Below are 26,510 nucleotides of genomic sequence, written 5' to 3'. Positions count from 1 at the left end.
CGGCTGACGGTGGTGGAAGTACTATTCCTAGCCTTGGCGGGTCGGGTGGGCTGACTGGGGCGGCAAACGTGGTTCACCGCCGTGTTGAAGTTCAGCAGGTCGATCCTGCTACCTACACGGTGGAAGATCACGAGGCATGGATTGCTGATCAGATCGCGTCCAACGGGCCACGGTTCGCGTAAGGATGCTACACCACTTCGACAACTTCCAAAGTTCGGTGACGAGCTACTTTGTTGCGGGTGTAGGGATGCTCTCCCAAGCGAACGTCATGTTTGCACTGGGGGCGGCGGTCATGCTGGTCCGTTTGGTCTATGATACCATACGACTTATCCGGTACTTGCGTGACCCCTCCCACATCACCAGCAACGATTAACCCCTAAGGAAAATAGACATGAGTGCTATTCCAATCATCGGCCCCCTGTTGGCCGTAGTAAAAGAGATGGGCGGGAAATTCCTTGAGCTCAAACGGGTAGAGGCGGATGGCCGCATCCTCGTGGCAACCGCAAAGGCGAAGGCAGAGGCGACCGTGCTGGTCACCAACGCCCAATCCATCGCTGACTGGGAGCGGGTGCAGGCTGAGAACGCCGCATCAAGCTGGAAGGACGAGTTCTGGACCCTCCTGATCGCTCTTCCCATCCCTTTCGTATTCTGGCCTACAACCCGCGAGTGGGTGATCGAAGGCTTCCAAGCCCTGCACAGCGTCCCTGAGTGGTACATGTGGGCGATTGCGGCCTCTATCAGCGCCTCGTTCGGTATCCGCACGGGTATCTTCGAGAAGATCGGGTTCACCTCCACCAAGAAAGGAACCTGAAATGGCTGACCTGCAAGAGCTGCTGAACAGCATCCACGTACAACTTGCTGAGGACTTGCTTGAACGCATCAAAAAGGGGACGGCTACATCCGCTGACCTCTCTGTGGCGCGGCAATTCCTGAAGGACAACAACACCACGAGCGTTCCGGCCAAAGGGACGCCTCTCGGAGAGCTGGATGATCGCATGAGCGACCTTCCGACCTTCGATGATGACGACAACGTGGTCGCACTGGGGGGTTAGCCCCCTCCTCCACCTCAAACTGAGCCAGAAAGGGTCCCTTCGGGGGCCCTTTTTGCGTTTCGCGTGGAAGAAACATGACAGAAACAACCGAAATCAAAACCAACAGGCCGGAACCCCTGTTCAAGGGCCGGACCAGCACAGGGAAGCTCGTATCCCTAGCCCTTGTGCCCAAGTACGAGGCGCTGAACGCGAAGATCAGGGAAGAAAATGCGGCTCTTCCTGAGGGGGAACCCAAGAAACCCCTCCATGACACCACTGTGGACCCGCTGGCCGACTTCCGGCGGTTCCTCTACCTGATCTGGAAGCACCTCAATCTCCCACAGCCCACCCGTGTCCAGTATGACATGGCGAACGTCCTCCAAAAGATGGCCTATGGTAACGACGAGGTGGGCGTCCGTATCATCATTCAGGCGTTCCGGGGTGTGGGCAAGTCGTGGGTTACCTCCGCGTTCGTCCTGTGGCTCCTCTACATGAACCCGCAGCTCAACGTACTCGTTATCTCCGCCTCGAAAATGCGTGCGGACGAGTTTACGACCTTCACCCTTCGACTGATCAAGGAAGTGCCCTTCTTGGCGCACCTGATCCCAGACCGCCACCAGCGCCAATCGGCTGTGGCCTTCGATGTCGCGCCTGCCAAAGCGTCCCATGCCCCTTCGGTCAAATCGCTGGGCATCAACGGGCAGCTTGCGGGGTCCCGTGCGGACATCATTGTCCCCGATGACATCGAAGTGCAGAACAACTCCGCCACCCAGGGCATGAGAGACAAGCTCTCGGAGAGCGTTAAGGAATTTGACGCCATCCTGAAGCCGGGTGGGCGCATTGCGTACCTCGGGACCCCCCAGACCGAGATGTCTATCTACAACGCTCTGGCCACCCGTGGGTATCGTACCTTCATCTGGCCCGCACGGTTCCCGGACGAGAAGCGCCTCCGTAGCTATGGCGAGAAGATCGCCAAGTTCATTCTCAAGCTGATGGGCAAGGGTGCCGAAGTTGGCACCACCACGGACCCTCAGCGGTTCTCCGACTTCGACCTAGCAGAGCGTGAGCTCTCCTATGGCCGCTCAGGCTTCGCCCTGCAATTCATGCTGGACACCTCCCTGAGTGACGCTGAGAAGTACCCCCTGCGGCTCTCTGACCTCTCAGTGATCGACTGTGATGCGGACAAGGCACCGCAGAACGTCATTTGGTCCCGAGCCCCTGAGAACAAGCTGGAGCTGCCTGCGGTAGGCTTCGCGGGTGATGCCTTCCATCGTCCCCAACGTATCGAAGGGGACTGGTTGCCTTACACCGGAGCGGTGATGTCGATTGACCCCTCGGGTCGCGGTAAAGACGAAACGAGCTGGGCCGTGGTCAAGAACCTGAACTCCCTCCTCTACCTCACAGAGATGGGTGGGGTCATGGGCGGCTATTCGGAGGAGAACCTGACGGCGCTGGCGCAGACCGCCAAGGATCAGAAGGTCAACCTCATCCTGATCGAAAGCAACTTCGGGGACGGCATGTTCACCGAGCTCTTCAAGCCCTTCCTCAAAAAGATCGGCTATCAGGTGGCCATTGAGGAAGTGCGGCACAACACCCAGAAAGAACAGCGGATCATCGACACGCTTGAGCCTGTGATGAACCAGCACCGCCTTATCGTGGATCGGGGCGTGGTCGAGTACGACTTCAAGTCCACGTCCAGCCTACCCCCTGAGGACCAGCTCAAGTACCAGCTCTTCTATCAGCTTACACGGATCACCAAGGATCGGGGCGCTATCGTCCATGACGACCGTTTGGATGCCGTTGCGATGGCCGTGGCCTACTGGGTGGACCAGATGGGGACTATCGCCGCTGAGGCGGTCGATGAGCGCCGTGAAGAGATGCTGCAACAGGAAGTCACCAACATGCTGGACCTCGCCAAGGCGGGCCTTGCAGCGTTCCTTGGGGGCGTCCCCGGAGGTAACCGTAAAGGTAACTGGCTGGGGCGTAAGTGATGCTCTCGGATACAGTCCTGAAGCGAAGGGTGGAGGCGAAACCGAACACAGCGGTTCCCCTCTACCTGTGCGCTGCCTATGCTTATTATGAGTTGGATGATGCCTTCCTTACTGATGGCGCTTGGGAGTGGCTTGCAAAGTTCCTCCTGAGCCATTGGGGGGAGATTGATCATCGACACAAACACTTCCTCACGCTGGATATGCTGCACGCTGGTACGTTCCTTCTCGGGGATAACCGCGACTACCCTGAGATTGTGAAAGGTGCCGTGTGGGAGCTCCTAGGGGGCCCAGCGCAGAGGAAACGAACAAGAAAGAAACAGAAGCCGTGAAATTCACCTGCAACTTCTGCCAGCGGATCATCAAGTTCCGCTACTTCGGGGAGCCGAAGATCACCTGCGTCTGTGGCGCGAAGTATACCAAAGTGGTCTCCGTTGAGGTCACCCAGGACGAGGATCATCCACATGAACATTGACGACCTGATCGCTTGCCTCCTAAGAGCCCGTAGCGAGGGCGTGGATAACGTCCCGGTGCTCATGGAGGATGGGTCCCCGGTGGAGCTGATCATCCCCTGTAACGCCGAGGGGAGAGGCCCAGAGGACGACTATGAAGCTGTGGCGGATGTATGCCTCGCCTCTGTCTTCTGAGGATACCGAATGACCACTCTCGAAATCCTCTTCGCCCTGCTGATCATCGTGGCGGGGGTTCCCTTGTTGGGTGCCCTCGCCTTCCTCTTCTTCATGCTCTTCCTCGGATGGGCAATCAGCCGCTAGACCCCTGCCCTCAAGGTTCCAAAAAGGTTCCTTGGGGGCTATTTTGTGCTTGACAGCAAAACGAAGCAATTAGGTTGCACCTATAGAGGGGACGCTCCTAAGGTTACTTATAGGGTAACTGTAGAGGTTCCCTGCTTGCCTCATTCTTCTTGAATGAACTTGGATGATTGATGAGCTCAAGGGGAACCGTGATGGGACCTCTTGGGTATCTCGGTATGTATGAACACATACCTTCAATACCCAAGTAAAGCCTTAAATGGGACCTCAGGGGATACCTTATAGGAGTGATTGAGGTTCCTTGTTCGCTCATGTAAGAGGTAACCCATGACATCCATACTCCTTAGATCAGCACTGATCATCACATCCATAATCCTGATCCTAGCCACATTGACCATGCTGGTTCGGGGTCAGTTAGGCTATGCCGCAGTCCTTGGGGTCCTCACTTCCTACGCGGTGAGTGAGACCCGGACTATTTTTGGGTCGCGTTTCTGAAACCCCTTCTTCGGTAGAGCCGAGCGCCCAGTCTCCCCCCGTACCCCCGCCCACGCGCCCGCGCAGGCACCCGCCCGCGTATCTATTACCTACCTAGGGGGGTTTTTCACCAGACTTTGCACCAACCCCCCAAAAAACCCATAGGGCATGGGGGTGTTTATCAAATAACCCGTTTGATGACCCACGGCTGCACCGCCTAGGGCACCCGCAAGGTCACCCGCGCCTATCTCTTGCAATAGGTCAGCATTGTTTACCTATCTTCATGTCTCCTATCTGTTTCATTAATGAACACCCGTTCAATTAAAGGTCACCTCACAAGTCACCCAAATAGGACCGAAGCGGACCCTTTCCAACCCACGCCGAGCAGGTCACCCTAATAGGACCGAAGCGGACCTATTCCCTGGTCACCGCCTAGGTCACCCGACAGGTCACCGCCTAGGTCACCCGACAGGTCACCGCCTAGGTCACCGCCACGGGCAAACCGCCTAGGACGGGACTGCAAATCACCCTTGCAAATCACCCTTACAAATCACCTGTTCAGCACCGCCTAGGTCACCCTTTCCCCCTCAATTTGCACCAGAAACCTTGCACCAGACCAGAAAAGTTACTACCTAAGTTACTGAAACTGTTACCTTTTCAAAATAAGTTCCGATTTACCTGTTTTTTTCACTTGTGGTTCCTTTCCACATATGGGACAAACACTCATCGAAACGACGCAGACAGCCACACACTAGGCAGCTTCGGGACGGTACGGGGCAGACCCTAAGGGCCACGGAACGCACGGCGATGTGCAAGAGGTCCGGCGATGGGAACGCACTATGAGGCTTACGGGCCGAACGCTCTTTGACATTGTGAACAAGTCCACGGCTAGGGGTCACCCGATAATGCCAGCACCACCGGACTAGGAACGCCACGGGCCGCGACAGGCTAGGGCAGGACTGGAAAGGATGAAGGGTGCGAATGAGACTTTAACGGGCAACCCTAGGGGTGACCTTCGGGGTTGTCTGGATAAACTCTCACAAGTGGAAAGGATTAGGAATGGAACGCAAGGCATATCTGCAATTCGGTCGGGCCACCTTCGGGGAACCCTGCCAGACCGTAGAGGTCCCCTTGAAAGAAACCGCCGCGCCCCGCTCTGGGCAGACGGTGACGGGATACGGTTCACGGATACCCACGGGTTATATGATCCAATGGGAAGGCCGATGGCGTCGGGTCTACGCCGCCTGCTGGGGTAACTCTGCAAGCCACTACATCGGGCCTGCTGGGGACTGGCTGGCAACTGTGACCATCAATTGAGGATTTAGCGGGTGACCCTACCGGATAGGCATGGGCCACCTTCATAAACTCTCACAAGTGGAAAGGAACCACCAATGAAAGAACGTCCCGAAACCCTGCAAGACGCCCTGAAAGCCATTGAGGCCAAGTACGGGGTGACCCTGCCATGACCGGACTGGATGAGTTCACCGCCGCCTGCATTGAGGCTCTCCACTTCACCGACACAGGGGAAGAGGATCAATGGCCCATTGACGCCGAACTGTCACCCGCGACCGAGGACCGACTACGCGCTGACTGTCATTCCTTCTGGGCACGGGTCTGGTCCTACGTGGCTGTGACCGACATGACACCTGAACAGGCAGGGCACGACTTTTGGCTGACCCGCAATGGTCACGGGTCGGGCTTCTGGGATGGTGACTGGGATCATACACCCTACGCCGAGGTGTTGGACGACCTGTCCAAGTCTTACGGCACCTTTGACACCTATATGGGCGATGATGGGCTGATCTATGCCTGATGACCTACGCCACAACCTTGTGCGGCTCTTGGCCTGCGAGAGGGTCGGGCCGATAGCCACAGAGGATGAATTTGTGCGGGCGTATGAGAGCGCCCACGCCGAACTGACAGCTAAAGGGTGGTTTGAAGGGTGACCTTGCGGGGTCACCTCACTGGTTACCTTAACGGATACTCGAAAGGATCACGACAATGGACAACCGTTTTACAAGCTCCTTCGGGGATGGCGGTGGCTACGTGTGCGCTGATGACAGCATCACTGCGGAGGTGGATGGCTTTGTGGTCACTGCACGGCTTGAATATGACCCCGATAGTTCCCCACGGGAATATGACGCGGATGGCTGCTGCTTCGACACCTCGGACCCTGACCACGGGGAGGAGAGCGCGGCTATCATTGCTGCATGGGACAATGACGAGTGGCATTACTTCGGGGTTGTCCTGTCCGTAGCAAAGGAGGGGGTCGAACTGGATGACCATGCGGCTTCCCTCTGGGGTATTGAAGGCAATTTCCCCCGAAAAGATGGGGGGCTGGATAACTCCTACTTCACCGAAACCGCTAACGAATTGCTGGATGAGGCGCTGGACAGTGCAAAGGCTGTGCTGGCCCGTCTGATTGCGGCCTAAAGGAACCTGAGAGGAAAGAACCATGAGAATTTATGTCGCCTGTCTGGCAAGCTATAACAATGGGGTTCTGCACGGCAAATGGGTCGATGCCTCCAGTGATGTGGACGAGATGCAAGAGGAGGTGGATGCAATCCTGCGGGCTTCCAAGTTTCCGAACGTGGAAGTGGACTGCCCAGAGTGTGAAGGCACTGGCGTACGGGTCCACGCAAGCGGGGTACAGCCCCCCGAGACCTGCCCCACCTGCAAGGGAACCGGAGAGGTCCCCAGTGCCGAAGAGTGGGCCATCCATGACTATGACGACCTGCCCAACCTTGGGGAATACCCTGGCCTGCAAGCCATCGCGGACTATGTGGAGTTGACCGAGGCGCTGGACGGCTTTGATGAGGATGAGGTCAAGGCGCTGGTCGAGGAGAACAACGGCGATCTGGAGGCCGCAAAGGAGATGGGAGAGGACCGCTATTGCGGGACCTACGAGAGCTTCCGCGACTATGCCGAAGAGAGTGCGGATGAAATGATGGCCTGCCATGAGGGCAAGGTGCCGGAGTTCCTGACCAACTACTTCGACTATGACAGCTACGCCCGTGACCTGAAAATGGACATGACCACAATCGACACCGCCAAGGGCGTGATGGTTTTCCACGCCTGATCCATCCCACATCTGGAAAGGAACCACCAATGAGTGACGTTCGTACAATCGACATGAGCCACCCCCGCGCCCTGCTCCCCGAAATGGAGGGGAAACGGGCAAATATCGTCGCCTCAGGCTTCGCCCACCAACCGAAAAGCTGGGCCGAATTGACCGCTTGGCTGGACCGCCTGAGCGCGTCGGAGCGTGCTATGGCCACCACCGCCGCAATGATGGCGTGGAACCTTGCCGCCCGCTTCGATGGTCACAACGAGGCGCTGGCAAAGGCGGAGAACCCACATGAGTGACGTTCGCTATGGTGACCATTGGGTTACCGCCATCTACACCTATTCGGTCGAGAATATCGGCCACGACACACCCGAAGAGGTCGCCCAATACCTCACGGATAACCCCGCAGTGCGGCCTTACTACCTCCTGCCCAACCGCATCGTTGATTGGGGTCCTTCGGTCCTGCGGGACCACCTGAACACCCTCGAACATGCCTCGAAGAACCTCTTTGGTCGCCCTGACATGATCGGCTGGGTCTTTGAACTGGATGATGGCCGGATCGTGGCCATCGACGCCGAAACCCTCAACTTTCTCTAAGGAGAACCCGCATGGTCACCCGCAGCAACACCCGCGCCCAACTCGACGCAATCTGGGAGGTTCTCGCAATGGCCCGCGAGGATTGCATCTCCGAGGACGAAAACGGACCTCACGATGAGCAGTGGCAAGAGGTCTGCGATGCGATGGCGTGGATTGCCGAGGACCTCGACGTGGATATGAGCGAAGAGGACGGCACCGATCCGAGTAATGAAGAATGGGAGGAGCCCGACCACCCGCACCCCCCGAGGACCCTAAACGGACACACTGTGGTCCAAGCCGCCCCCCGTAAGAACATGTCTGGCAACGATACCTACGTTGTCCTGATCGACCGTATGAGCGGTTCCAGTCCGATCCTCCACGGCTATCGCTGGTGTGTTGCTACATGGTCACCCCTATCGGGCGACGGATGGTGGTGGGGCAAGGACGCCCACGACCTGTGCACAGCACTTGAACTCTTCAATGAAAGGAGCGCCTGATGGCCCGTATCCTGATCGGCTGCGAGTGCAGCGGCACCGTGCGGGACGCCTTCGAGGCGCTGGGCCACGAGGCTTGGTCCTGTGACCTCAAACCGGACGAGCGTGGGAGCAATCGTCACATCATTGACGACATCCTGAACGTGATCGATCCCGCCAACGAACTGATCTACGGCAAGTGGGACATGCTGGCAGTGATGCACCCGCCCTGCACCCGCCTGTGTAACAGCGGCGTCCGGTGGCTCAAGGTCCCCCCACCCAATCGCACCCTCGAAGACATGTGGCGTGAACTGGAAGAGGGTGCGGCGTTGTTCGATGCCTGCCTCAACAGCCATATCCCCTTGGTCGCAGTTGAGAACCCCGTGATGCACAAGTACGCCAAGGAGCGCATCAACTTTGGCGACGTGGAACCCTTCTACGTCCAGCCGTGGCACTTCGCAGAAGCCGAGGACAGCCCCGACAACGAGAAGAAGCGGACAGGGTTCTGGTGCAAGGGTCTCCCTAAGCTGAAACCCACGGGCAAGCTCGACGGCTCAACAGCCCGCAACAGCGTTCACTTCGCAAGTCCAGGTGCCGACCGCGCCACTGAACGTAGCCGTTTCTTCCCCGGCATGGCACGGGCGATGGCCGAGCAATGGGGTGCAGTCGCATGACCGGATACCCTCGCCCGAAACGCAGCTTCTACCTTGACGATATGGGTCTCCCTGCGGGCGCAGTCGTCCGCTGCAAGTGCAGCATGGGTAACCCCGCGTTCACCGCAGGATGGCTCTACCTCGTCCGCGAAGGGGGCCAGCTTCAAGACAATACCGGAGCGTTGGTTATCCCCTCCGCCCGCTTCATTCACCCGTAAGGAGTACAGTCATGACCTTCATCTCCTACCTCGCAGGTAACCTCGAAACCATCGCCTTCACGGTCGCCGTGTCAATCATCCTTGCCGCAGTGGCCTACCCCCTAATGTGGCGGAGGTTCTGGTGATGAGGGGGACCCAAACGGATGACCCTTGTGATGACTGGGGAGGTCGCCTCCCTGAGAACCCCAAACGAACCTTGAAAGGAACCTGAGATGAACACCAGCACGATCAAGCTTACCCGTGAAGAATACGAGGTCCTCCGCGATCTGGCCAAAGCCTGCGCCCACTCTGACTTCACCCGCGACCGTGAGGACATCCTGTTGCAGAACATGGTGACCCAGTGGGAGACCCAACAGGTGTCCCCCGTTGATCGCCTCGCCCGACAGTACATGTCCTCCTCCGACCTGAAAGTCGAGGTTCCCTTATGATGACCAAACTGGTCATCCAAGAGGTACATACCCCCCTCCGTGATGGGATGTGACAGAAAGACACATATTTTTAGGTCAGGCTTCCCCAAGGGGAGGTTGCCTGTCCCTCAACTCAGTTGCTAATACAGGTGGATATTTCCCGCATGTGGTGTATTCCCACTAACGGGCGCAACTGGAAAATGGAGTAGTCCAAAATGATCCAAGTGATTTATGCACTGCTTAACAATTTTGGCATGATTATGCTTTTTATGCTGGCTGTTGCGGGCCTCCTTTGGGGTGTTGGCATAGTCGCCCACGCCCTGAAAATGATCCTCTCGAAGATTGAGGGGTCAACTCTTTCTTAGGGGAAAACAAGAGACCGCCGACGAGGGGGCTCCTCGGTGGTAAAATAAGAAACGGTATCTTAGAGAGAGAAACGACATGCGGTTACCACTTTTTACAATCCAATTTCAGCGCCTATTAGAAGGAGAAAAACGTGTCTCTTGGCAATTCACCCACACAACCCGTTGGCGGTCATACTCTTTCCGAGTATTCTGTTTCCTCGCTACCATTGAGCTCAGGGAACCAACAAATGATCGCCTCGAAAATGATACCAGCCATCGAAATCCTCCGGCGGCTGGACCCCGAGCTTCCCATGTCTGTTCTTGTGACATTCTTCACTTTGGCGGACGGGGAACCTATCGAGGTGCGGGACTTGCTTCAACGGGTAGACCTCTCCTCGTCGGCTCTCAACCGCGCCCTAACCTACCTCGGGGATGCCCACTGGCAGCGGACCTCGAAGAAGATGGGTCTTGGGCTCGTGCAGCAAACTATTAGCCCAGAAGATCGGCGTGTACGCATCGCGTGCCTGTCCCCTAAGGGGCGGGCGATCATCAAACAGATAGAGGAAGTTCTGAGATAATGGCAAAGCTCCCAAAAGGCATCACCCTACGGGGTTCTAAGTATCGGGTCTCCATCATGGTGGACGGAGAAAGGAAGACCGGAACGGCAGATACCCTCGAAGCTGCCATGCAACTCGCTCACAACATCCGGCACGGCCTCGAAGACAAGTCTCGCAGTGAGAACTGGACCCCACTGCAAGCCCTCAAAAGTTACGTTGAAGGTCACCTCCTCCCCGGTGACTATGCGGAGAAGACGGTCCTCCAGTACACCAACCGCATCGAAAACTTCATCAAGTTCTTTGGCACCGAGAAGACCCTTGATGAGTTCACCGCGAAGGACTTCATCAATTACTCCGCAGCGATGCGCCGTGACCGTCATATGGTCCCCTCCACCATCAATGGAGACCTCGTGATCCTCTGCACGATCATGCGCCACGCTCGTAAGATGGGCGGCATGGTCAAGGACATCCCTGAGAAGCCGCGCTTCAAGCAGAAGCAGAAAGAACCCCGCTTCCTCACCCGAGAAGAGGAGGAGATGATCCTCAAATACTTCGACCACATCGGTGATCAGGACATGCACGATCTGGTGACTGTTCTCATCGACACAGGCATGAGGGTCGCCGCCGAGGCACTGCCCTTGCCCGCCCGCTTCATCGACCTGAAGAACGGCACCGCCACGATCTGGAAGTCTAAGTCTGCGTCACCTCGGAGGGTCCCTTTGACCGACCGTTGCAAGGCTATCTTCCGCCGCCGCCTGCTGGCCGCTGGGTTCACTGGGGAGAGCCGCTCGAAGGTGGCCGCGAACGATCCCTTCCACGGTATCTATTACCAGCTTGCGTTCAATAAGTGGCAGGCCATGAAGCGGCACCTTGGTCAGGAACACAACAGAGAGTGGACCTTGCACATCTGCCGCCACACCTTCGCAACCCGTCTGGTGAGTGGTGGGGTTGATCTGCGGACTGTCCAGGTTCTAGCGGGTCACGAGAACATCAAGACCACCATGCGGTACGCTCACTTTGTCCCTGACAACATGTTCAAGGCGCTGGAGGTCCTCGAAGGTTCCCCCTCCCCTAAATTGAGTGTTATCAAATAGATAGCCTTCTGGTGCAAAACACTGCACCACGGTGTAAGGATGCACCAAACCCTCCTGAGATTTACCAATGGAATAAGGGGATCAGGTCCTCTCATCAATTGGTAAAAAATAAAAATGACTGTCGGGGGATGGACATTCCCAGACCGACGCACAAAAATAGTGCATCGCAGTCCCTCGGCGTGGAAACGCCCATATCAGCCCAGAGTCGGATTTCTCTTGATTTTGAGACCGACCATGCGCATATACGTACTGCGACGTTACACCTATCGACCACACTGCTCCTCTTTCGGGCTCAGTCTCTCGATCTGTCTAGACTTTGCCGACCTGCCGCATTCCGTGGGCAGTTATTAAAAGGAGTACGACGATGGCTACTGGCACCGTCAAATGGTTCAACACAACAAAAGGCTACGGCTTTATCGCACCCGATGGCGGCAGCAAAGATGTGTTCGTGCACATTTCGGCTGTTGAGCGTTCGGGCCTGACCGGTCTGGCCGACAACCAAAAAGTCACTTTCGACATCGAAAATGGCCGCGACAACCGCGAAAGCGCGATCAACATCGCACTGGCATAAGTCTTTTTGTTGATATGATAGATGAAACGGGCGCTTCGGCGTCCGTTTTTGTTTGTGCGACCGGCGATTCGTGTCGCGCCGACTGTCGAACTTGGCGCATCTTTGACTGAACGGTGCTGGTTTTCTGAAACTGGCCACGAGGTGGCGCCCCGCAATGCTAATCGAAACATCACGCTCTTCTGACCTAAAGCGGTCCTTGGGCACGGCTTGGGGCAAGGTCTGCTGTGCGGGACTTTGCTGCCAACCACCAAAGCCCGGAATCAAGGTGCTTTAGCACCGCCGGGCAGCGCCCGACCGCCCCATGGGCGGGCGCTGCCCTTGTGTGGCAGGGTCACTGCGGCCCGCGCGTGCGACCGCTGTGCCAATCAGCCCGACGGCACTTGCCCGATCAGCTTCAGCACCTGGGGCCCCAGCCCTTCCACAACCTTTTGAACACCCTCCGCATTCGGGTGAATCCCGTCCGCCTGCATCAACCCGCGCACCGCCGCCGGATCAGTATCCGCGCCGCCCATGCCTTCGAAAAAGCTGGAGGCGTACAGCGTGCCGTATTGCTCGGCCAGTTCGGGGTACATCGCATCAAAGGATGCCTTGTATTCGGGCCCGTAGTTGCCCGGTGCCTGCATCCCCACCAAAAGCACTTTGACATCGGCGTCGGCCGCCGCTTGCAAGATACCGTCCAGATTGGCGCGGCTGTTGGCCGGATCTATGCCGCGCAGCAGGTCATTGCCGCCCAGCGTGACGATCATCGCGTCCACGTCCGGCGTCAGCGTCCACGCCGCGCGCGACAGGCCACCGGCGGTGGTATCCCCCGACACGCCCGCGTTCATAACCTGCACATCGGCACCCTGTTCGCGCAGCCAGCTTTCCAGTTGCGGCACGAATCCGTCCTCTTGTGGCAGCCCGTACCCTTGGGTCAGACTGTCACCCAGCGCCGCGATCACCACCGGGTCGGCCCAAGCCGGTCCTGACAAAACCGTAAGAATTCCGACTATTGCCTTGCGCATCGTGATCCAGCCTCCATATCCAAGCGTACCCCCTATAAAGGTACGTATGCATGTCCAATCCAGTCCTGACCCTTGAAAATGCGACATTGGCGCTGGATGGCAATGCCGGACGCATCGAAATTCTGCACGGTATCAGCCTGAACATCGACGCGGGCGAAACCGTGGGGCTGGTGGGTCCGTCGGGGTCGGGCAAGTCGTCGCTGCTGATGCTGATGGGCGGGCTGGAACGCGCCACCGGCGGGTCGGTGATGGCACTGGGCAACGATCTGACGCAGATGGGCGAAGATGCCCTTGCCCGCTTTCGCCGCGACAACATGGGCGTGGTGTTCCAGTCGTTCCACCTGATCCCCACCATGACCGCGCTGGAAAATGTGGCCACGCCGCTGGAACTGGCCGGTGTCAAAGACGCCTTTGCCCGGGCCGAGGCGGAGCTGGCTACCGTCGGCCTGGCCCATCGCAGCGGTCACTATCCGTCGCAAATGTCGGGGGGCGAACAACAGCGGGTGGCGCTGGCGCGCGCGTCGGTGACGCGGCCGCGTATCCTGCTGGCGGACGAGCCTACGGGCAATCTGGATCTGGCCAACGGCGACGCGATCATGGACATGCTGTTCGACCTGCGCGACCGGCACGGGGCGACGCTGGTGCTGGTGACCCATTCGAACGCGCTGGCCGAACGCTGTGACCGCGTGGTGCGGCTGGTGGATGGTCGCATCGCACAGGCCGCCGCATGAGCCTGCGTATCGCTGCCCGTCTGGCCCGTCGCGAGCTACGCGGCGGCTTGCACGGCTTTCGCATTTTCCTGGCCTGCCTTGCGCTTGGCGTGGCCGCCATCGCCGCCGTCGGTTCTGTCCGCTCCGCCATCGAGGCGGGGCTGACCCGCGAGGGCGCAGCCCTGCTGGGCGGTCAGGCCGAGATGGATTTCACCTATCGCTTTGCCACCGAGGACGAACGCGCGTGGATGGCGCAAATTGCGCAGAATGTTTCGCAAGTTGTCGATTTCCGCTCGATGGCCGTGGTGGACCGCGACGGCACCTCCGAGCGCGGGCTGACACAGGTCAAAGGCGTCGATGATGCCTATCCGCTGATCGGCAGCGTCGGGCTGTCGCCTGACATGCCGCTGGCGCAGGCATTGGGGGACCAGGACGGTTTGCCCGGTGCGATTATGGAACAGGTGCTGGCCGACCGGCTGGGCCTGACCACGGGCGACACGCTGCGGCTGGGCACGCAGGATTTCCGCCTGAGCGCCCTGCTGACGCGTGAGCCGGACAGCGCCGGTGCAGGCTTTGGCCTGGGGCCGCGCACGATTGTGCGCACACAGGCACTGGCCAATTCGGGGCTGCTGGAAACCGGCACGCTGTTCAACACCAAATACCGTCTGACCCTGCCCGCCACCGCCGATCTGGACGCGCTGGAGCAGGCCGCCGAGGCCAGGTTCGGTGACGCCGGCATGCGCTGGCGCGACTCGCGCAACGGCGCACCGGGTGTGGCGCGGTTTGTTGAGCGGCTGGGGGCCTTTCTGGTGCTGGTCGGCCTGTCCGGCCTGGCCGTAGGCGGTGTTGGCGTATCAGCAGCCGTGCGCGCCTATCTGGCCGAGAAAACCAGCGTGATCGCCACCCTGCGCACGCTGGGGGCCGAGCGGTCGACGATTTTCCAAACCTATTTCATCCAGATCGGTGCGCTGTCGCTGCTGGGCATCTTCATCGGCCTTGTGCTGGGGGCGGTCGCGCCGCTGCTTCTGGCCCCGCTGATCGAAGCGCGCCTGCCGATCCCGGCCAGCATTGCGGTCTATCCCCGCCCGCTGGTCGAGGCAGGCATCTACGGGCTGCTGACGGCGTTCATCTTTACCCTGTGGCCGCTGGCCCGTGCCGAAGACGTGCGCGCCGCGACCCTGTTCCGTGATGCGCTTGGCAGCACGGCCCTGCTGCCGAAAGCCCGCTATGTCGTGGCGGTGGGCGCGGGGCTGGTGTTGCTGGTGGGGCTGGCGGGGCTGTTTTCGGGGACATGGCGGCTGACATTGTGGATGGCGGGCGGCATCGCGGGGGCGCTGGTGCTGCTGGCGCTGTCGGCATGGGTGATCCGCTGGACCTCGCGGCGCGGCGCGCGCATGGCGCAGGGGCGGCCTGCGTTGCGGTGGGCGCTGGCGGCGATTTCCGGCCCGCGCGAAGGGGCGACCTCGACCGTGTTGTCGTTGGGGCTGGGCCTGTCGGTGCTGGCCGCCGTGGGCCAGATCGACGGCAACCTGCGCAATGCCATCGCGGGCAACCTGCCCGAGGTCGCGCCGTCGTATTTCTTTGTCGACATCCAGAAGGACCAGATGGACGGCTTCAACGAACGGCTGAAGAACGACCCCGCCGTGCGCCGCGTCGACAGCGCACCGATGCTGCGCGGCGTCATCACCCGCATCAATGACCGCCCAGCGCGCGAGGTTGCAGGCGACCACTGGGTCACTCGCGGCGACCGTGGCGTGACCTATGCCACCGACCTGCCGGACCGCACCACGCTGACCGCTGGCGAATGGTGGGCGCCCGACTATGCAGGCCCGCCCCTGATCAGCTTTGCCACCGAAGAAGCCGGGGAAATGGGCCTGAAGCTGGGCGACACCATGACCATCAACGTGCTGGGCCGCGAGATCACCGGCACCATCGCGTCGTTCCGCGAGGTGGATTTTTCCAACGCGGGCATCGGCTTTGTCATGACGATGAACCCCGCCGCCCTGTCGGGCGCACCGCACAGCTATATCTCGACGGTCTACGCCGAACCCGAAGCCGAAGCGGCGATCCTGCGCGATCTGGGCAGCGCCTATCCCAACATCACCGCGATCCGCGTCCGCGACGCCATCGACCGCGTGGCCGAAGTGCTGGCGGGCATCGCCGCCGCCAGCTCTTACGGCGCGGCCGCCACGCTGCTGACCGGTTTCCTTGTGCTGATCGGCGCGGCCTCGGCGGGCACCCAGTCGCGCACCTACGAGGCTGCGGTGCTGAAAACGCTGGGGGCTTCGCGCAGACGCATCCTGATCAGCTTTGCCCTGCGCGCCGCCCTGTTGGGTCTTGCCGCCGGGCTGGTGGCACTGGGGGCAGGTATCGCGGGCGGCTGGGCGGTATCGCGGTTCGTGATGGAGACGGGGTATCAGGTGATCTGGCCTTCGGCGCTGGCGATCATCGCGGGCGGCATCCTGGCCACGCTGGTGGCGGGGCTTGCCTTTGCCTGGGGGCCGCTTGCTGCGCGGCCCGCCCATGTGCTGCGGGCGCGGGAATAGAACTTTTGTGCCTCCGGCGGGGATATTTCCTGCCAAAAGAAGACATGAGTTATTAACCATTTCCAGGTGAGTATCGGGCACGGCACAGGCGGGGACGCCGATGGCCGTGCCAGAAGAAACGATTTACAGTTTCGGACGGGGGGCGTTGATCTCAACACCTCCCGTCTTTCTTTTGGCCGTCATTCTTTTGGCCCCAAATATCCTGGGGGAGGCCCGAACGGGCCGGGGGCAAAGCCCCCTATTCCGCGGCTTCGGCGTAGGTTTCCATCGGCGGGCAGGTGCAGATCAGGTTGCGGTCGCCGTGCACGTTGTCGACGCGGTTCACCGGGGGCCAGTATTTGTCCACGCGGAACGCACCCGGCGGGAAACACCCCTGTTCGCGGCTGTAGGGACGGTCCCAATCGCGCACCAGATCTTCCATCGTGTGCGGTGCGTTCTTCAGCGGGTTGTTGGCCGCGTCAATGCGGCCCTCGGCGATGTCGTCAATCTCGGCGCGGATCGCCAGCATCGCATCGCAGAAACGGTCCAGTTCGGCCTTGGTTTCGCTTTCCGTCGGCTCGACCATCAGCGTGCCTGCCACCGGCCAGCTCATGGTCGGCGCATGGAACCCGCAGTCGACCAGACGTTTGGCGATGTCCTCGACCGTCACGCCCGCGGCGTCGTCAAAGGGACGCACGTCCAGGATACATTCATGCGCCACGCGACCCGACGGGCCTTTGTACAGGACGTCGAACGCCCCTTCGAGACGTTTGGCGATGTAGTTGGCGTTCAGGATCGCAACCCGCGTCGCCTGGGTCAGGCCGTCACCGCCCATCATCAGGCAATAGGCCCAGCTGATCGGCAACAGCGACGGCGAGCCGAAAGGCGCGGCGCTGACCGGACCCTCGGTGCCGCCTGTCGACGGATGGCCCGGCAGGTGGGGGATCAGGTGGCTTTTGACGCCGATCGGGCCCATGCCGGGGCCACCGCCGCCGTGCGGGATGCAAAACGTCTTGTGCAGGTTCAGGTGACTAACGTCACCGCCCAGATCGCCGGGACGCGACAGGCCGACCATCGCGTTCATGTTGGCCCCGTCGATATAGACCTGACCACCATGTTTGTGCGTGATGGCTGTGACTTCGGTCACCGTTTCCTCGAACACGCCGTGGGTCGAGGGATAGGTGATCATGCAGCCCGCAAGGTTGTCGGCGTGCTGTTCGGCCTTGGCGCGGAAGTCGTCCAGATCAATGTCGCCGTTCGCCGCCGATTTGATCGGCACGACCTTCCAGCCGACCATCTGGGCGCTGGCAGGGTTGGTGCCGTGGGCGCTCATCGGGATCAGGCAGATGTTGCGGTGCCCCTGACCGTTCTCGCGGTGATAGGCGGCAATCGTCAGCAGGCCCGCATATTCCCCCTGTGCGCCCGAGTTGGGCTGCATCGAGATCGCGTCATAGCCGGTGATCTGGCACAGCTTGGCGCTGAGGTCGGCGATCATCTCGGCATAGCCCGCCGCCTGATCGGCTGGCACAAACGGGTGCAGCAGCGAAAACTCTTCCCATGTCACCGGCATCATCTCGGCGGCCGAGTTCAGTTTCATCGTGCAGGAGCCCAGCGGGATCATCGCGCGGTCCAGCGCCAGATCGCGGTCGGCCAGGCGGCGCATATAGCGCATCATTTCCGTTTCGGCCCGGTTCATGTGGAAGATCGGGTGCGTCAGGTAATCGGACGTGCGCACCAGATCGTCGGGCACGCGGTATTCAGGCGCATAATCGCTGTCCTTGGCGTCCAGACCAAAGGCGCGCCAGACCGCTTCGATGTCTGCGGGGCGGGTGCGTTCGTCCAGGCTGATGCCGACGCGGGTTTCACCGACGCGGCGCAGGTTGATGCCCTCGTCCACCGCCGATTTCATCACCGCCGATTGCAGCGGGCCAACATCGACCGTCACCGTGTCGAAATAGACCTTGGGATCGACGGCAAAACCAGCCGCTTCCAGCCCGCGCGCCATGCGCACGGTTTTGCGGTGGATGCGTTGGGCGATGGCCTTTAGCCCCTGCGGCCCGTGGAACACGGCATACATCGACGCCATCACCGCCAGCAGCGCCTGCGCGGTGCAGACGTTCGACGTGGCTTTCTCGCGGCGGATGTGTTGCTCGCGGGTTTGCAGCGAAAGCCGGTAAGCGCGGTTCCCGTGGCTGTCGATGCTGACGCCCACGATCCGGCCCGGCATGGCGCGCTTCATCTCGTCGCGGCAGGCCATATAGGCGGCGTGCGGGCCGCCATAGCCCACGGGCACGCCAAACCGCTGGGTGCTGCCGACGGCAATGTCTGCGCCCATGGCACCGGGTTCTTTCAGGATGGTCAGCGACAGGGGATCGGCGCTGACGATGCCGATGGCCTTGGACCCGTGCAGCGCGTCCATCTGCGCGGTGAAATCGCGCACGTGACCGTAGGTGCCGGGATACTGGAAGATCGCGCCAAAGACGGCCTCGGGGTCCAGATCCTCGGGCTTGCCGACGATCACCTTGATGCCCAGCGGCGCCGCCCGGGTTTTCATCACCGCGATGTTCTGCGGGTGGCAGTCGCGGTCGATGAAGAACCCGCGCGCTTTCGACTTGGACACGCGCTGTGCCATTGTCATCGCTTCAGCGCAGGCGGTGGATTCGTCCAGCAGCGACGCGTTCGCCACCTCAAGCCCTGTCAGATCGCTGATCATGGTCTGGAAGTTCAGCAGCGCCTCAAGACGCCCTTGGGAAATCTCGGGCTGGTAGGGCGTATAGGCCGTGTACCACGCGGGGTTTTCCAGAATGTTCCGCTGGATCGCGGGGGGCGTGACTGTGCCATAGTAGCCCTGCCCGATCAGGCTGGTCAGCACGCGGTTCTTGCCTGCGACCTCGGCCATGTGGTGCAGCAGTTCGCGTTCCGATTTCGCCTTGCCGAAATCCAGCGGTTCCTTTTGCCGGATGCCTTTGGGCAGCGTGTCGTCGATCAGCGCGTCCAGATCGCGCGCGCCGACCACGTCCAGCATATCGGCCATCTCTTGCGGCGATGGGCCGATGTGGCGGCGGTTGGCGAAATCATATGGCAAATATTCGGTCGGCGTGAACGACATGCGTACGTCCCCTGCGTTGGTGTTACGGTCATGCGACTGCCCTGAGGCGGGCAGCCGGTAGGGTATCAGGCGATGAATTTCTGATAGGCGGCTTCGTCCATCAGCTCGTCCAGCTGAGACGGATCGCTGACGGTCATCTTGAAGAACCAGGCTTCGCCCTGGGGGTCGTCGTTGACCTTGCCGGGGTTGTCGACCAGCGTCTCGTTCACTTCCGTGATCTCGCCGTCGACGGGGGCCAGGATGTCGGACGCCGCCTTGACGGATTCGATCACGACGATCTCGTCGTCCTTGCTGACGGTGGTGCCAACCTCGGGCAGTTCAACGAACACCACGTCGCCCAGTTGTTCGGCGGCGTGGATGGTGATGCCCACCACCATTTCGCCGTCTTCGTCGCGCAGCCACTCGTGTTCTTCTGTGAATTTCATTGGGGTCGTCTCCTGATGGGTTATCTTTTGAAGTTGGCAGGAACAAAGGGCATCGCGGCCACTTGCACCGGCATTCGTTTGCCGCGCACCTCGCCCCACAGGGGGGTGCCGGTGCTGGCTTGTGCGACATTGACATAGCCCATTGCCACAGGTCCACCGACCGAGGGGCCAAAGCCGCCGCTGGTGACATGACCCACGGGGTCGGTCGCGGTTTCGCTGTCGTAGATGGCCACGCCTTCGCGCATCGGGGCGCGCCCTTCGGGCAGCAGGCCAACGCGCTTGCGGGCAGGTGCGGTCAACGCCTTGTCAGCGCCGGGAAAGCCGCCTGCGCGGTCACCGTCAGGGCGGCGCACCTTCTGGACGGCCCACATCAATGCAGCTTCGGCGGGTGTTGTGGTGGTGTCGATGTCGTGGCCATACAGGCACAAGCCCGCCTCAAGCCGCAGCGAATCCCGCGCGCCAAGGCCGATGGGCGCGACGCCGTCCTGTGCCAGCAGCGTGCGCACCAGCGCCTCGGCCTCCGCCGCGGGCACCGAAATTTCGTAGCCATCCTCGCCGGTGTAGCCCGAGCGTGACGCCCAGACCGAAACGCCGTCCAATGTCAGGTCGGCAACGTCCATAAACCGCATGTCCGCCGCACGCGCGTCCAGCGCCGCGACAGCCGCCTCGGCCCCCGGCCCCTGCACCGCGACCAGCGCGCGGTCGGCCAGTTCGGTGACGGTCACCGATGGCGCCAGGGCGGCGTTCATCCGTGCGATGTCGGCGCCCTTGCAGGCGGCATTCACCACCACCAGAAGATCGTCGCCCCGGCGGGCAAACATCAGATCGTCCTCGATCCCGCCCGCGTCATTGGTGAAAAAACCGTAGCGTTGCCGCCCGTCGCCCAGGCCCACCACATCCTGCGGCACCAGCGTCTCGAACGCCTGCGCCACTGCGTCCCACGACGCACCGGACAGGATCACCTGCCCCATGTGGCTGACGTCGAACAGACCGGCCGCGTCGCGTGTGTGATTGTGTTCGCCCATCACGCCCATCGGATATTGCACCGGCATGGCGTAGCCCGCGAACGGCACCATCTTGGCACCCAGTTCCACGTGCAGATCATAAAGCGGCGTGCGCAGATCGTCAGACATCGGTCTCTCCTTCGACCGGGTCCGTTTTTGAAAACAGGCCGGCATCATACGACGCGCCCCAACGGCTGCGCCTGCGATGCCCCCTCTGTCCTGTCGCCTGAGATCGTTATCCCTTCGGCGGGTGCGCGTGGCACCACTCTCCAGAGTCCTCAATTCCGTCACGGTCCTGTTGCCTGAGAGTTTCCGGGGCGGTTGCTCCTTCGGCACCGGCGCTTCAGGCCGGTTCTCCCATGACGGATGTCGGATACCTAGCCAAGAGCGTCGGTTACAGTCAATAGCCGATGCTGCATCTTGACACTGCGGGCGCAGCGAATGACACCAGTGCCCATGAAAGCACCATACTTTTTTGGCTACGGCAGCCTCGTCAACCGCGCCACGCACGCCTATCCGCAAGCGCAAACCGCAACCCTGTCCGGCTGGCGGCGCGCATGGGTGCGCGCCCGCGAACGGGACGATCTGGTGTTTCTGACAGCAGTGGCCGACCCTGCGGCGCGAATCTCGGGGCTGATTGCCGCCGTGCCAAATGCAGACTGGGTGGCACTGGACACCCGCGAGACCGGCTACCGCCGCCGCGATGCCACCGATGCGGTCAGCCATGCCGCGACGGATGTCGATTCGATCGCGGTCTATGCCATAGACCCCACCGATATGCGCCGCGAGGGACAGCACCACATCCTGCAAAGCTATCTGGATGTTGTCGTCCAAGGGTTTCTGACCGAGTTCGGAGAAGAGGGCGTGGCCGACTTTTTCGCCACAACCTCGGGCTGGGACACGCCCATTCTGGATGACCGCGCCAAACCGCTTTACCCGCGCGCGCAGGTCCTAAGCACGTCCGAAATGGCATTGGTCGACCACCACGTCGCCCGCGCCAAGGCCGACCTCTGAACGCAAAAGGGCCGCGCCCGCGCGCAGCCCCTGATCTTCATCTTGCCCGAAAACTCCCCCCCGGAGGGTCGGCTGGCCCCAAACGCCCTACTTGCGGGCTTTGACCACCTGCAACAACGGCATCACGGCGGACATGTCCGGCCCGTGGCTTTGCCCTGTCAGCGCCTTGCGCAACGGCATGAACAGCCCGCGCCCCTTGCGCCCTGTGGCCTCTTTCACGGCCGCGGTCCATGTACCCCATGTGGTTTCGTCAAACGGACCCTCGGGCAGCAATGTCATGGCTTCGGCCACAAAATCCGCGTCTTCCGCGTCAATCTCGGGCTCCGCCCCGTCGCGGAACATCACCCACCACGCTTCCAGATCGTTCAGCGTGTTGATGTTTTCGCGGGTCACGGCCCAGAACGCCGAAGACAGGTCCGCAGGCACGCCCAGTGCCTCGATGTCCGCGCGCACGTCTTCCAGCGCCAGCGTCTGTAAATAGCGGCCGGTCAGCGGGTACAGGTCCGCTTCGTCGAACTTGGTCGGGGCCGAGCCAAAGCGGTTGATGTCAAAGCCGTCGATCAGCGCGCCCATGTCGGTGCGCAGCTCAACCGGATCGGACGACCCCAGCCGCGCCATCAGCGACAACAGCGCCATCGGCTGCACACCCGCCGCGCGCAGGTCGCGCAGGGACAGGGTGCCCAGACGTTTCGACAGCGCCTCGCCCTGCGGGCCGGTCAGCAGCGAATGGTGGGCAAAGGCGGGCGGCGTGCCGCCCAGCGCCTTGATGATCTGGATCTGCGTCGCGGTGTTGGTCACGTGGTCCGACCCGCGCACCACGTTGGTCACGCCCATCTCGACGTCATCCACAACCGAGGCCAGCGTATACAGCATTTGCCCGTCGCCCCGGATCAGCACCGGGTCGGACACGCTGGCCGCATCAATCGAGATGTCGCCCAGAATGCCATCGGTCCATTCGATCCGCTCCTGGTCCAGTTTGAACCGCCACACGCCATTCCCCCGCTCGGCGCGCAAGGCGTCGCGTTCGGCATCGCTGAGCGCCAGTGCGGCGCGGTCGTAGACCGGCGGTTTGCCCATGTTCAACTGTTTCTTGCGCTTCAGGTCCAGTTCGGTGGGCGTCTCGAATGCCTCGTAGAACCGGCCCGCCGCGCGCAGCTTGTCGGCGGCCTCTTGGTAGCGGTCCAGACGTTCGGATTGACGCTCGACGCGGTCCCAGTGCAGGCCAAGCCATTCAAGGTCGTGTTTGATGGCGTCCACATATTCCTGTTTCGACCGCTCGGGGTCGGTGTCGTCGATGCGCAGGATAAAGGTGCCGCCCGACTGTCGTGCGATCATAAAGTTCATCAGCGCCGTGCGCAGGTTGCCCACGTGGATATAGCCGGTGGGCGACGGGGCGAAACGGGTGGTGATCTGATTGGACATGGGCGCTCTCCTGTTAGGCGCCGAAGTGTCACAGGGCGCGGGATTTGTCCAGATAAGCCGGAAAACACGGGCTTAGAAACGCAAAAGGCCCGGACGCGCGGTCCGGGCCTTCGGCAAATACAGGTCAGCGTTTAGCGAATGACTTGCACGATGGCGTTGGTTTGCGTGTCCACCACAACGGTCTGGCCGTTGATGGTCGCATAGCGCAGGCCGTCTTGGGGCACTTCGTAGGTGGTCACGTTCTGTGGCACGACAGCACCCACCACGACTTCACCGTCCAGATAGACCGGTTCGACCGGGTTGGTGGTGACATAGGTCACGGTTTCGGTCGTTGGTTCCACCGCGGCGGACCCTGCTGCGCCACCGATAATGCCGCCAGCGATGATGCCGCCGATCGGGCCACCCACGGCATATGCAGTCAACGCACCGATGGTCGCGCCTGCGGTTGCACCGGCGGTCTGGTCAGATTTGGTTTCAGCGGTGTTTTCATAGGTCACGCTGTTCACCTCGACAGTTGCGGGGCGCGTGCTGAGGGCGACCGCTTGTTCGTCAATGCCAACAGCCAGATAGTCCGAAGAAGACCAGCCGGTCTTGCCATCAAACACAACCTTGCACCACGACGCTTCGGCCAGGCAGCCGTCGACCGCTGCGGATTCACCGCCGGGGATCACGCCCAGCACTTCATACTGCGGGCCGGGGCCACTGCGGATGTTCAGGTCGGTTGCCGCAATCGCTTCGGCACTTTGGGCAAAGGCAGGGGCGGCGGCTGTCAGTGCGATAACGGATGCGACACCGATCTTACCGAATTTAGACATACTCATGTTTGTTCCTCTGTCGCGGTCGGGCCCCTTCATGGGTGCCACATCTGACCCGCGTATTGACTGGAGGGACAACGGCGCAGTGCGCGGTCGGTTCCTGACGCGATGCGCCTAAGCGGCGGGTTTCACACCGCTTTTACGGCAGCCTGCGCAGAGTTTCGCCTGCATGGTGGGATTTCGGCAAGGAATGACCAATGCCAAAAGCTGCCGGGAACAAGTTCAGCTTTGATCGCGCCAGCGGTTCACGATGGGATAGCGCCGGTCCAGCCAGAACGCGTGTTTGGTCAGGCGCGTGCCCGGTGCGGACTGAAAGCGTTTGTATTCGCTCAGGAACAGCAATCGCTCGACCTTTTGCGCGGTTTCGCGGGCAAAGCCTGCGGCGACGCAATCGGCGATGCTGCCGTCCTGATCCACCAGAATCTCCAGGATCGCGTCCAGTTCGGGGTAATCCGGCAGGCTGTCGCTGTCTTTCTGGTCGTCGCGCAGTTCGGCGCTGGGGGGTTTGGTGATGATCCGCGTCGGGATCACTTCGCCCGCGTTGCCCATCATCCAGTCGCGGTGGTTGGCGTTGCGCCATTCGCAGGTTTTGAACACCCGTGTCTTGTACATATCTTTGATCGGATTGTACCCACCTGCCATGTCGCCATAGATCGTGGCATAGCCCACCGCGACCTCGGATTTGTTGCCGGTGGTCAGCAGCATTTCCCCAAACTTGTTGCTCATCGCCATCAACAGCAGGCCACGCAGACGCGACTGGATGTTTTCCTCGGTCAGGCCGGGTTCCATGCCCGCAAACAGCGGGGCCAGCGTGTTGGTGATCGCGGCGCGCCCTTCGGCGATGGGGACATAGTCATAGTGACAGCCCAGCGCCTTGGCGCAGGCCTCGGCGTCCTCAAGGCTGTCGGAGCTGGTGTATTCCGACGGCAGCATCACGCAGCGCACGTTTTCGGGGCCGATGGCATCGGCGGCAATGGTGGCCACCAGCGCACTGTCCACGCCGCCCGACATGCCCAGCAGCACCTTTTTAAAGCCGGTCTTGGCCATGTAGTCGCGCAGCGCCACGACCATCACGTGGTAATCCTGCTCCCATGCGTCCGGCTGCGGGGCAATCTGGCCCTCGATCACGCGCCAGCCATCGGGGGTGCGTTCCAGATCGACGTGGGTGATCGCCTCGGACATCACAGGCATCCGCATCGCCAGCTTGCCACCGGGGTTCAGCGCAAAGGACGCGCCGTCGAACACCTGGTCGTCCTGACCGCCGACCATGTTCAGATAGATCAGCGGCAGGCCGGTTTCGACCACGCGGGCGACCATCTGGTTCAGCCGCGTTTCCATCTTGTCGCGGTAATAGGGCGATCCGTTCGGCACCAGCAGGAACTCGGCCCCTGTCTCTTGCAAGGTCTCAGCCACGTCCTCGTGCCAGGCGTCTTCGCAGATCGGGCTGCCGACGCGGGCGTTGCCCACGCTGTAGGGGCCGCCCAAGGGGCCTGCATCAAAGACGCGCACCTCGTCAAAGACGGTCTCATTGGGCAAATGATGTTTCAGCACGCGGCTGACGATACGCCCGCCGCGACAGATCAGGTAGGCGTTGTAAAGCTCGGCCCCTTCGACCCACGGGCATCCGATGGCCAGCGTCGGCCCGTCGGCGCAGTCCTCCGCCAGCGCCTTGACCGCTTCGATCGCCGCGGTGTGAAACGCGGGCTTCATGATCAGATCTTGTGCGTTGTAGCCGGTGATGAACAGCTCGGGCAGCGCAACCATATCGGCCTGCGCATCGCGCCCCGCTTCCCATGCGCTGCGCGCCTTGGCGGCGTTGCCGTCGATGTCGCCGACAGTGGGGTTCAGCTGTCCCAGCGTGATGCGAAAAGTGTCGGCCATGTGTGCGCTCCGAAAATTGCTTGATTGCCCCTATACGGTCTGGCCGCGCGGCGCGAAAGACCCCAGCCGGCAATTCGCGGCGACCACGCGCTTGTGTTGCCCTGAATGACGGCAAAGCCATTGCGACCCCCTTTCGGTTTCTTTACCCTTTGATAACGATCCACGGGGCATGCCCCTTCATCGCCAAAGGTGCCAAATGTTCACACGCAACCTGATCTTTTGCCTCGCCCTGCTTCCTGCCATCGCCCATGCGCAGGACGCCAAGGTGCTGACAAAGCAATATGACGATGGCGGCATCTACGAGGGCACGTTCAAGAACGGTTTGCAAAACGGCACCGGCACCTACCGGCTGCCCAACGGCTATGAATACACCGGCGC

At 61.0% G+C, this 26,510-nt stretch carries 27 protein-coding genes, 1 pseudogene and 1 riboswitch; of the genes and pseudogenes, 21 read left to right on the top strand and 7 right to left on the bottom strand.

Going from position 1 to position 26,510, the window contains the following annotated elements; genetic code table 11:
• From AAC077_RS19470 to AAC077_RS19390, 17 genes are all read left to right on the top strand, one after another.
• Window positions 1-182, top strand: a 182-nt coding sequence (locus AAC077_RS19470; protein ID WP_339773347.1) for a hypothetical protein, incomplete at its 5' end; no start/stop codon positions are given.
• A gap of 209 nt (window positions 183-391) precedes the next feature.
• A complete protein-coding gene (locus tag AAC077_RS19465; RefSeq protein WP_339773345.1) occupies window positions 392-811 on the top strand; it encodes a hypothetical protein in 420 nt (139 codons plus the stop codon).
• A gap of 1 nt (window position 812) precedes the next feature.
• On the top strand, window positions 813-1,052 hold the full coding sequence (locus AAC077_RS19460) for a hypothetical protein (protein WP_339773343.1): 240 nt from the start codon (window positions 813-815) through the stop codon (window positions 1,050-1,052).
• 74 nt (window positions 1,053-1,126) lie between these two features.
• A complete protein-coding gene (gene terL, locus AAC077_RS19455; RefSeq protein WP_339773339.1) occupies window positions 1,127-3,022 on the top strand; it encodes a phage terminase large subunit in 1,896 nt (631 codons plus the stop codon).
• A 461-nt stretch (window positions 3,023-3,483) separates the two neighbouring features.
• Window positions 3,484-3,666: a hypothetical protein gene (locus AAC077_RS19450; RefSeq protein WP_339773336.1), complete on the top strand. Its 183-nt coding sequence runs from the start codon at window positions 3,484-3,486 to the stop codon at window positions 3,664-3,666.
• A 2,059-nt stretch (window positions 3,667-5,725) separates the two neighbouring features.
• The gene (locus AAC077_RS19445) at window positions 5,726-6,076 is read left to right on the top strand and encodes a hypothetical protein (protein ID WP_339773333.1); all 351 of its coding nucleotides are present in this window, start codon (window positions 5,726-5,728) and stop codon (window positions 6,074-6,076) included.
• A 188-nt stretch (window positions 6,077-6,264) separates the two neighbouring features.
• A complete protein-coding gene (locus AAC077_RS19440) occupies window positions 6,265-6,696 on the top strand; it encodes a hypothetical protein (RefSeq protein WP_339773330.1) in 432 nt (143 codons plus the stop codon).
• 22 nt (window positions 6,697-6,718) lie between these two features.
• A complete protein-coding gene (locus AAC077_RS19435) occupies window positions 6,719-7,342 on the top strand; it encodes an antirestriction protein ArdA (RefSeq protein WP_339773327.1) in 624 nt (207 codons plus the stop codon).
• A 29-nt stretch (window positions 7,343-7,371) separates the two neighbouring features.
• Window positions 7,372-7,629, top strand: a complete 258-nt coding sequence (locus tag AAC077_RS19430) for a hypothetical protein (protein WP_339773325.1) — start codon at window positions 7,372-7,374, stop codon at window positions 7,627-7,629.
• Window positions 7,622-7,927 carry a hypothetical protein gene (locus AAC077_RS19425; RefSeq protein WP_339773322.1) on the top strand — a complete coding sequence of 102 codons (306 nt, stop codon included), beginning with the start codon at window positions 7,622-7,624 and terminating at the stop codon, window positions 7,925-7,927. Before AAC077_RS19430 ends, AAC077_RS19425 begins: the two co-directional genes overlap by 8 nt.
• A gap of 11 nt (window positions 7,928-7,938) precedes the next feature.
• Entirely contained in the window at window positions 7,939-8,403 is a 465-nt protein-coding gene (locus AAC077_RS19420) for a hypothetical protein (RefSeq protein WP_339773319.1), read from the top strand.
• Window positions 8,403-9,053: a hypothetical protein gene (locus tag AAC077_RS19415; RefSeq protein ID WP_339773316.1), complete on the top strand. Its 651-nt coding sequence runs from the start codon at window positions 8,403-8,405 to the stop codon at window positions 9,051-9,053. Before AAC077_RS19420 ends, AAC077_RS19415 begins: the two co-directional genes overlap by 1 nt.
• Window positions 9,054-9,462: 409 nt before the next feature.
• Window positions 9,463-9,678 (top strand): hypothetical protein, encoded by a 216-nt coding sequence (locus AAC077_RS19410; protein WP_339773313.1) that lies wholly within the window; start codon window positions 9,463-9,465, stop codon window positions 9,676-9,678.
• Window positions 9,679-9,872: 194 nt separating this feature from the next.
• Window positions 9,873-10,022, top strand: coding sequence for a hypothetical protein (locus AAC077_RS19405; RefSeq protein ID WP_339773310.1), 150 nt, complete (start codon window positions 9,873-9,875; stop codon window positions 10,020-10,022).
• A 227-nt stretch (window positions 10,023-10,249) separates the two neighbouring features.
• Window positions 10,250-10,579, top strand: a complete 330-nt coding sequence (locus tag AAC077_RS19400; protein ID WP_339773307.1) for a hypothetical protein — start codon at window positions 10,250-10,252, stop codon at window positions 10,577-10,579.
• Window positions 10,579-11,652 (top strand): site-specific integrase, encoded by a 1,074-nt coding sequence (locus tag AAC077_RS19395; RefSeq protein WP_339773304.1) that lies wholly within the window; start codon window positions 10,579-10,581, stop codon window positions 11,650-11,652. Before AAC077_RS19400 ends, AAC077_RS19395 begins: the two co-directional genes overlap by 1 nt.
• A gap of 364 nt (window positions 11,653-12,016) precedes the next feature.
• The gene (locus AAC077_RS19390) at window positions 12,017-12,223 is read left to right on the top strand and encodes a cold-shock protein (RefSeq protein ID WP_028955124.1); all 207 of its coding nucleotides are present in this window, start codon (window positions 12,017-12,019) and stop codon (window positions 12,221-12,223) included.
• A 365-nt stretch (window positions 12,224-12,588) separates the two neighbouring features.
• Here AAC077_RS19390 and AAC077_RS19385 read toward each other — a convergent pair whose 3' ends face one another.
• Window positions 12,589-13,227: an arylesterase gene (locus AAC077_RS19385; protein WP_339773300.1), complete on the bottom strand. Its 639-nt coding sequence runs from the start codon at window positions 13,225-13,227 to the stop codon at window positions 12,589-12,591.
• Window positions 13,228-13,277: 50 nt separating this feature from the next.
• Between AAC077_RS19385 and AAC077_RS19380 the strand changes: the two genes are divergently transcribed.
• Both AAC077_RS19380 and AAC077_RS19375 read left to right on the top strand, forming a co-directional pair.
• Window positions 13,278-13,958 (top strand): ABC transporter ATP-binding protein, encoded by a 681-nt coding sequence (locus AAC077_RS19380; RefSeq protein WP_339773297.1) that lies wholly within the window; start codon window positions 13,278-13,280, stop codon window positions 13,956-13,958.
• Window positions 13,955-16,483 (top strand): FtsX-like permease family protein, encoded by a 2,529-nt coding sequence (locus AAC077_RS19375; RefSeq protein WP_339773295.1) that lies wholly within the window; start codon window positions 13,955-13,957, stop codon window positions 16,481-16,483. The genes AAC077_RS19380 and AAC077_RS19375 overlap by 4 nt, the downstream gene beginning before the upstream one ends.
• A 238-nt stretch (window positions 16,484-16,721) precedes the next feature.
• Here the strand turns inward: AAC077_RS19375 and gcvP are convergent, their stop codons facing one another.
• The 3 genes from gcvP to gcvT form a co-directional block, all read right to left on the bottom strand.
• On the bottom strand, window positions 16,722-19,571 hold the full coding sequence (gcvP, locus tag AAC077_RS19370; protein ID WP_339773293.1) for an aminomethyl-transferring glycine dehydrogenase: 2,850 nt from the start codon (window positions 19,569-19,571) through the stop codon (window positions 16,722-16,724).
• A 65-nt stretch (window positions 19,572-19,636) separates the two neighbouring features.
• Complete coding sequence (gene gcvH, locus AAC077_RS19365; RefSeq protein WP_339773291.1) at window positions 19,637-19,996, bottom strand: glycine cleavage system protein GcvH; 360 nt, start codon at window positions 19,994-19,996, stop codon at window positions 19,637-19,639.
• A 20-nt stretch (window positions 19,997-20,016) separates the two neighbouring features.
• A complete protein-coding gene (gene gcvT, locus AAC077_RS19360; RefSeq protein ID WP_339773289.1) occupies window positions 20,017-21,129 on the bottom strand; it encodes a glycine cleavage system aminomethyltransferase GcvT in 1,113 nt (370 codons plus the stop codon).
• A 151-nt stretch (window positions 21,130-21,280) separates the two neighbouring features.
• A riboswitch (glycine riboswitch) is annotated at window positions 21,281-21,370 on the bottom strand.
• 86 nt (window positions 21,371-21,456) lie between these two features.
• On the opposite strand from gcvT, the gene AAC077_RS19355 reads away from it, so the two are divergent.
• Window positions 21,457-22,014 (top strand): gamma-glutamylcyclotransferase family protein, encoded by a 558-nt coding sequence (locus AAC077_RS19355; RefSeq protein ID WP_339773287.1) that lies wholly within the window; start codon window positions 21,457-21,459, stop codon window positions 22,012-22,014.
• Window positions 22,015-22,101: 87 nt separating this feature from the next.
• Here the strand turns inward: AAC077_RS19355 and gltX are convergent, their stop codons facing one another.
• The 3 genes from gltX to AAC077_RS19340 form a co-directional block, all read right to left on the bottom strand.
• On the bottom strand, window positions 22,102-23,436 hold the full coding sequence (gene gltX / locus AAC077_RS19350) for a glutamate--tRNA ligase (RefSeq protein ID WP_339773284.1): 1,335 nt from the start codon (window positions 23,434-23,436) through the stop codon (window positions 22,102-22,104).
• A 131-nt stretch (window positions 23,437-23,567) separates the two neighbouring features.
• The gene (locus AAC077_RS19345) at window positions 23,568-24,257 is read right to left on the bottom strand and encodes a DUF1236 domain-containing protein (RefSeq protein WP_339773281.1); all 690 of its coding nucleotides are present in this window, start codon (window positions 24,255-24,257) and stop codon (window positions 23,568-23,570) included.
• 216 nt (window positions 24,258-24,473) lie between these two features.
• A complete protein-coding gene (locus tag AAC077_RS19340; protein WP_339773279.1) occupies window positions 24,474-26,132 on the bottom strand; it encodes an NAD+ synthase in 1,659 nt (552 codons plus the stop codon).
• Between the two features lie 196 nt (window positions 26,133-26,328).
• Here AAC077_RS19340 and AAC077_RS19335 point away from each other — a divergent pair.
• A pseudogene (locus AAC077_RS19335) lies at window positions 26,329-26,510 on the top strand (2-isopropylmalate synthase); the annotation flags it as partial.

This window comes from uncultured Pseudosulfitobacter sp. (genome assembly GCF_963976325.1).
Taxonomy (GTDB): domain Bacteria; phylum Pseudomonadota; class Alphaproteobacteria; order Rhodobacterales; family Rhodobacteraceae; genus Pseudosulfitobacter.
The sequence above is the reverse complement of the archived record's forward strand: the minus strand, read 5'-3'. Positions and strand labels throughout refer to the sequence as shown.

Bases quoted from the DNA above. Each gene is read 5' to 3' on its own strand.
- AAC077_RS19395 (WP_339773304.1), top strand. From the start codon at position 10,579: ATGGCAAAGCTCCCAAAAGGCATCACCCTACGGGGTTCTAAGTATCGG.
- AAC077_RS19425 (WP_339773322.1), top strand. From the start codon at position 7,622: ATGAGTGACGTTCGCTATGGTGACCATTGGGTTACCGCCATCTACACC.
- AAC077_RS19450 (WP_339773336.1), top strand. From the start codon at position 3,484: ATGAACATTGACGACCTGATCGCTTGCCTCCTAAGAGCCCGTAGCGAG.
- AAC077_RS19380 (WP_339773297.1), top strand. From the start codon at position 13,278: ATGTCCAATCCAGTCCTGACCCTTGAAAATGCGACATTGGCGCTGGAT.
- AAC077_RS19385 (WP_339773300.1), bottom strand. From the start codon at position 13,227: ATGCGCAAGGCAATAGTCGGAATTCTTACGGTTTTGTCAGGACCGGCT.
- AAC077_RS19355 (WP_339773287.1), top strand. From the start codon at position 21,457: ATGAAAGCACCATACTTTTTTGGCTACGGCAGCCTCGTCAACCGCGCC.
- AAC077_RS19340 (WP_339773279.1), bottom strand. From the start codon at position 26,132: ATGGCCGACACTTTTCGCATCACGCTGGGACAGCTGAACCCCACTGTC.
- AAC077_RS19460 (WP_339773343.1), top strand. From the start codon at position 813: ATGGCTGACCTGCAAGAGCTGCTGAACAGCATCCACGTACAACTTGCT.
- AAC077_RS19400 (WP_339773307.1), top strand. From the start codon at position 10,250: ATGATCGCCTCGAAAATGATACCAGCCATCGAAATCCTCCGGCGGCTG.
- AAC077_RS19415 (WP_339773316.1), top strand. From the start codon at position 8,403: ATGGCCCGTATCCTGATCGGCTGCGAGTGCAGCGGCACCGTGCGGGAC.
- terL (WP_339773339.1), top strand. From the start codon at position 1,127: ATGACAGAAACAACCGAAATCAAAACCAACAGGCCGGAACCCCTGTTC.
- AAC077_RS19420 (WP_339773319.1), top strand. From the start codon at position 7,939: ATGGTCACCCGCAGCAACACCCGCGCCCAACTCGACGCAATCTGGGAG.
- AAC077_RS19430 (WP_339773325.1), top strand. From the start codon at position 7,372: ATGAGTGACGTTCGTACAATCGACATGAGCCACCCCCGCGCCCTGCTC.
- AAC077_RS19410 (WP_339773313.1), top strand. From the start codon at position 9,463: ATGAACACCAGCACGATCAAGCTTACCCGTGAAGAATACGAGGTCCTC.
- AAC077_RS19390 (WP_028955124.1), top strand. From the start codon at position 12,017: ATGGCTACTGGCACCGTCAAATGGTTCAACACAACAAAAGGCTACGGC.
- gcvT (WP_339773289.1), bottom strand. From the start codon at position 21,129: ATGTCTGACGATCTGCGCACGCCGCTTTATGATCTGCACGTGGAACTG.
- gcvP (WP_339773293.1), bottom strand. From the start codon at position 19,571: ATGTCGTTCACGCCGACCGAATATTTGCCATATGATTTCGCCAACCGC.
- AAC077_RS19435 (WP_339773327.1), top strand. From the start codon at position 6,719: ATGAGAATTTATGTCGCCTGTCTGGCAAGCTATAACAATGGGGTTCTG.
- AAC077_RS19465 (WP_339773345.1), top strand. From the start codon at position 392: ATGAGTGCTATTCCAATCATCGGCCCCCTGTTGGCCGTAGTAAAAGAG.
- AAC077_RS19375 (WP_339773295.1), top strand. From the start codon at position 13,955: ATGAGCCTGCGTATCGCTGCCCGTCTGGCCCGTCGCGAGCTACGCGGC.
- AAC077_RS19405 (WP_339773310.1), top strand. From the start codon at position 9,873: ATGATCCAAGTGATTTATGCACTGCTTAACAATTTTGGCATGATTATG.
- AAC077_RS19440 (WP_339773330.1), top strand. From the start codon at position 6,265: ATGGACAACCGTTTTACAAGCTCCTTCGGGGATGGCGGTGGCTACGTG.
- AAC077_RS19345 (WP_339773281.1), bottom strand. From the start codon at position 24,257: ATGAGTATGTCTAAATTCGGTAAGATCGGTGTCGCATCCGTTATCGCA.
- gltX (WP_339773284.1), bottom strand. From the start codon at position 23,436: ATGTCCAATCAGATCACCACCCGTTTCGCCCCGTCGCCCACCGGCTAT.
- gcvH (WP_339773291.1), bottom strand. From the start codon at position 19,996: ATGAAATTCACAGAAGAACACGAGTGGCTGCGCGACGAAGACGGCGAA.
- AAC077_RS19445 (WP_339773333.1), top strand. From the start codon at position 5,726: ATGACCGGACTGGATGAGTTCACCGCCGCCTGCATTGAGGCTCTCCAC.